Source organism: Rothia mucilaginosa (assembly GCF_964211445.1).
In the GTDB taxonomy this organism is placed as follows: Bacteria; Actinomycetota; Actinomycetes; order Actinomycetales; family Micrococcaceae; genus Rothia; species Rothia mucilaginosa_E.
Window position 1 is genome coordinate 1 of record NZ_CAXOQT010000050.1, and the last position, 4,488, is coordinate 4,488.

The 4,488-nt window shown below is 56.6% G+C and carries 4 protein-coding genes; all 4 read left to right on the forward strand.

All coding sequences use genetic code 11. The features are described from left to right. Nucleotides 1–234: 234 nt before the first annotated feature. The 4 genes from AB8E48_RS08850 to AB8E48_RS08865 all read left to right on the forward strand — a co-directional run bounded on the left by AB8E48_RS08850 (nucleotide 235) and on the right by AB8E48_RS08865 (nucleotide 4,484). Nucleotides 235–1,137, forward strand: a complete 903-nt coding sequence (locus AB8E48_RS08850) for a hypothetical protein (protein ID WP_005504617.1) — start codon at nucleotides 235–237, stop codon at nucleotides 1,135–1,137. 196 nt (nucleotides 1,138–1,333) lie between these two features. Further along, nucleotides 1,334–2,548: a peptidoglycan-binding domain-containing protein gene (locus tag AB8E48_RS08855; protein WP_303950929.1), complete on the forward strand. Its 1,215-nt coding sequence runs from the start codon at nucleotides 1,334–1,336 to the stop codon at nucleotides 2,546–2,548. A 1-nt stretch (nucleotide 2,549) separates the two neighbouring features. Then, nucleotides 2,550–3,326, forward strand: coding sequence for an ABC transporter ATP-binding protein (locus AB8E48_RS08860; protein WP_314422576.1), 777 nt, complete (start codon nucleotides 2,550–2,552; stop codon nucleotides 3,324–3,326). Then, nucleotides 3,327–4,484: an ABC transporter permease gene (locus tag AB8E48_RS08865; protein WP_294644959.1), complete on the forward strand. Its 1,158-nt coding sequence runs from the start codon at nucleotides 3,327–3,329 to the stop codon at nucleotides 4,482–4,484. It begins immediately after the preceding gene. Nucleotides 4,485–4,488 lie beyond the last annotated feature (4 nt).

Here is a 4,488-nt window from a genome sequence, read left to right on the forward strand (position 1 = left end):
CTTATAAGCCCTTTTACATGCATTCTTATAGGTGCCATACGTCATAAATATATCTTGTGCGTCTATTGTACAGGGGGGGTCTGTCCTCTATCATACTTAGTAATCGGCTCGCCAAGGTTCTACCCCACAAAACGCAGGTTCACGCCATATAGCAGGTCTGTAGGTAGCCCTCACGATACGTCCGTATCACTGCCGGTTCTCGCCCATCAATGATGCTTGAGAAAGGTGAAGTCCATGGCAAAGAAGCCCTTCACACCCCTCGCCCTTATCGGTATTGCCTGTTGCCTGGGCGTATCGAGTTGCTCCACCACCGTTGAGGTTAAGCAAGACATTCGTAATGTCCTGGCAAGCTACGAGAATCCCTCCCCGGATATTAACGTGGCCCTCGTCAACGAGGTCAAAAAGTGCATGAGTGAGAAGTCCTTCACCTACTCCGGTAGCCAGAACATTATTGACGGCAGCTCCGTTCATGAACTTGCGATGAGTGACGCCCACTTCGCCAACGAAGAAGCGGCCACCCAAGGGTACTTATCCACCCGGCAGGGCAACGCTAGCTCCAGCAATGCACCCGCGATGGAAAACCCGGCATATCGGAAAGCATTTCAAGGCGACCCCCAAGCCGCAGACAGCAAAACCGTTACCATCACGATGAGTAACGGTTCCCAGACCGGCATGGCAACAGATTCATGCCTGGGACGTGCGGCAGAGGCTGTCTTTGGCTCAGCAGAAAACTACCTCAAATACATCAACTTCATTAACGAGCTCATCGTGGGTGGATCCAAAAATAACGCAGTAGAAGAAATGGGGAAATACTACCGTAATGACACCACCTACGGTGCATGCATGAAAGAAAGCGGATACACCGATATCCAGCACTTCGGAGATGCTCCCAGCTACGCAGAGAAAACCTGGGGTAAGTATAAGGCAGCCAATGCCGCCGCCAATGCGGAAGAGCAATCCCTAGCTCATGCTGACTACAACTGCCAAAAGTCCACTGGAATCCTGACTAAGGCACAGAATATCTACTACGAAAAGGCTGCGACCTGGCTCAATGAGCATGAGCCGCTCATCCTTGAAGTACGCGATATTGAACGTCAGGCACAGGAGCGTGCCGCAGCTCTAGTCAACGGCAACTAGCCAACGGCAACCAGTAAACGCTGATTCCTCGTTGGACATTTTCTAGCGAAAATTTTCTACCGGTCCTCTGCTCTCAACCGCGTTCACCCGCGGATGAGAGCAGAGGATACACCCCTTTATTCAACCCCCGCCACGTTGTTACCCTCAGCAATTACCCCTAGTCCCGCCCCATATTTCACCGCAGAAAGGTGAACCCATGAACACGCAGCAGAGTTCAGAAAACCCCCGCCGCGCCGCCACGACGGCAACCATACGCGCCTACCTGGTTCCGGTGCTCGTCATTCTGCTCGTCATCACCGGCGGGTTCTCCATCTACGCACTTAATACGGGGCTACGCACCAATGTTGAATCCAATGCGCAGCCGTCCCGCGCCGCGCAACTAACAACCCGAATCAGCACGCAGACTGTTACCCGCACCTACTCGGGAGAAGTCAGCGTGTCACCCGCCCGAAGCTACACCGTAGGAACCCCTCAAGGAGTGGTGACCAGGGACGGCGCCAAGGCGGGTACCCAGCTGAGTAACGGCTCAATTATCACCACTATCAATGAGCGTCCCATCATTGCGTTCAAAGGTAGTATTCCCGCCTACCGCGACCTTGCCGTAGGCGCTCGCGGCGATGATGTTAAACAGCTCCAAGAAGCTCTAGAATCGCTCGGCTACAGTATCTGGGATGAGGAAGGAAACTACGGCGAAGCAACCGCCAACGCTGTCTACCGTTTCTACCTGGATCGTGGCTACTACCCTCCCGGGGATACTGACCGAACCGAAGAAGGACGCTACAACACTGCCCTGCCGCTCTCTGAATACCTCTTCGCTGACGGCAATGAATACACCGTAGACAACAGCTGCGGTACCAAAGGCCAAACCTCAACTCCGGCGCTGTGCACCCTATCCGCGGGTGGATACCGTCTGGTACTCTCCGCGGACGGTAGCGCTCTCAGCAATGAACTCGCTGAAGGACAGAAAGTCCAGATTCTTACCGATAACGGAAGCCCGCTCGAAGGCACCCTGGGCGCGGCCCTCACACCCGAAGGCTCAACTAACGCTGACGGCGGCGCTAACGCAGGTGCTTCCAACGGTGCGCAGAACAGTGCGCGACCTAACAGCGATACCTCCGCACAGGGAGCTAACGCACGGAAACGCTACCCCATCACAATCGACTTGCCGGAAAACACGACGGCATCAACACGTTTTCAAGCAACCGTCACTCTCAACCGAGGCGCTGAAAACGCCCTCGCAGTGCTTGAAGCCGCCGTCAAAACCGAAGAAAACGGAACGCACTCCATCACCCTGGACAACGGTCAGAGCGTTCCCGTCACCCTCGGTGTGTGCTCCGCCGGAATCTGCGAGCTCGTCAACCCCGCTGCAGAACTCAAGGCAGGTACCGTCGTGAAGCTGAAGGAGCGCTAAAATGCCTCATCACGAGACAGAACGTGCCCTCCCCGCGAGCGCTACCGCCACAAAACCTAATATCGAGTGCCACAATATTGCGCGTTTCTTCCCGCCCTCCACCTGGGCGCTAAAAAACGCAACCCTCAGCATTCATGAAGGCGAATCAGTGGCCATTACCGGCGCCTCCGGAAGCGGAAAATCTACGCTCCTCTCTATCATCGGGCTACTCGATCAGCCCTCCGAAGGTGAGCTGAAAATATTGGGCCAAAATATGGGCACCGCCAGCGACGCCGAGCGAACTGTGGCACGCCGTGAGCACATCGCTTTTGTCTTTCAGGCGTACCACCTCATTGCTCACCTGAACGCCACCGAGAACATTGCCCACACCCTCCGGATGCGCGGCGTACCGGGCCGTCAGGCACATCAGCGTGCGTTGCAGGCACTCGAACAGGTGGGTTTGGGGCACCGCCTGGAGGTTCTTCCACGCAACATGTCCGGTGGTGAACAGCAACGAGTCGCGGTTGCGCGTGCGTTAGCCTGCGCCCCGCGCATCCTGCTGTGCGATGAGCCTACAGGAAACCTCGATACTGAAAACTCTCACAAGGTGTTGGATCTGCTCCTCGCCGGCCGTGCGGAGAAGCAAAGCCTGGTCATCATCACCCATGAACCCGATATCGCGGCTCGCTGCGACCGGCAGTTGCACATGGTCGATGGGATGCTCGTTAGCCCCGAACTCGCTAGCCCCGAAGAACCGGCCCACCAAACGCTCAAAGAACCCGTTGTCAGGGGAGGATAGATGCTAAGGAACAACCTTCACTACGCTCTCCTTGCAGTTGTTCACCGTTGGCGCCGCAACCTGCTCACGGTATTGGCGATGCTCGCGGGAACAACCACCATCATTATGCTGGTGGGCGTCAGCGAGTCGTCAGCGCTCAACACGAGCTCGCAGCTGGCCAGTTACGATTCCACCCGGCTCGGTGTGCGCCTCCAGCCGCAGACCTGGGATATACCGGAGGATGAACTGCTCTGGCGCGTTAACCAAGTTCCAGAGGTCAAAGCTGCCGGTACAGTCACCGTAGATACGCAGACGACGCGTCCACAAGTGAACAGGCCGGGGTATGAGGGCCAACAGACACCCCTCGCAATTGTTTCAGAAGCAGGTTTGAAAGCACGAGGCGCGCACATTGTCGAAGGGCACTTTTCGGAGCCTGCCCGCGAACGCCCCGGTGAGCCTACCGTCTATCTGGGTGTTGCCCTCGCGAAAGAGCTAGGGGTCAGTACTGAGCCCGGGCGGAACATGATTGAGGTCAACGGAATGCGAGCTTACGTGCTCGGCATTATCCGTGACGGCGGCAAAAACGCTGCTCTCAGTAGCGCTCTTATCCTGCCGACCACCTCCACTTTCTTGCCGCAAGCCCACACCCTGCAACGCGGTATGGACGTTATCGTGAATCCAGGAAGTGCAGATACGGTCGCGGAACAGCTCAAGCAGGTACTCGATCCGCAGCGCGCCCCCGTTGATACAAACATTGAGATTCCGCCTTCACCGGTGACTCTTCGTGCTTCCTTGACGAAGGATAGCCGAGCTCTTACGACCATTATTCTGGTGGTTCTTATCGTCTCGACAAGCTTCGGCATTGTGATGACCATGCAGATTTCGGTCTGGGAACGCCGCCGGGAAATCGGCATTAACCGTGCATTAGGGTTGGGACGGCGAGATGTGGCGGTCAGCTTCCTTGCAGAGGCGGCTCTCCTCGGGGCCCTGGGCGCTCTTGGAGGCTTCATCCTCGGTATTCTCGGTTCCTGGGTTGTGTGCCTTCTCAACGGATGGGCGCTATCTCTGCCGCCCCTTATCCTAGGGATTCCTTTCCTCGGCTTGGGTGTGGGCATCGTGGCGGGTGCATTGCCCGCCTACGCGGCGACGAAGGTTCAGCCGCTTGAGCTCCTGCAATAAGTGC

Excerpts from the sequence above, each read along its gene's own strand:
- AB8E48_RS08850 (WP_005504617.1), top strand. The coding sequence starts at position 235 with ATGGCAAAGAAGCCCTTCACACCCCTCGCCCTTATCGGTATTGCCTGT.
- AB8E48_RS08855 (WP_303950929.1), top strand. The coding sequence starts at position 1,334 with ATGAACACGCAGCAGAGTTCAGAAAACCCCCGCCGCGCCGCCACGACG.
- AB8E48_RS08860 (WP_314422576.1), top strand. The coding sequence starts at position 2,550 with ATGCCTCATCACGAGACAGAACGTGCCCTCCCCGCGAGCGCTACCGCC.
- AB8E48_RS08865 (WP_294644959.1), top strand. The coding sequence starts at position 3,327 with ATGCTAAGGAACAACCTTCACTACGCTCTCCTTGCAGTTGTTCACCGT.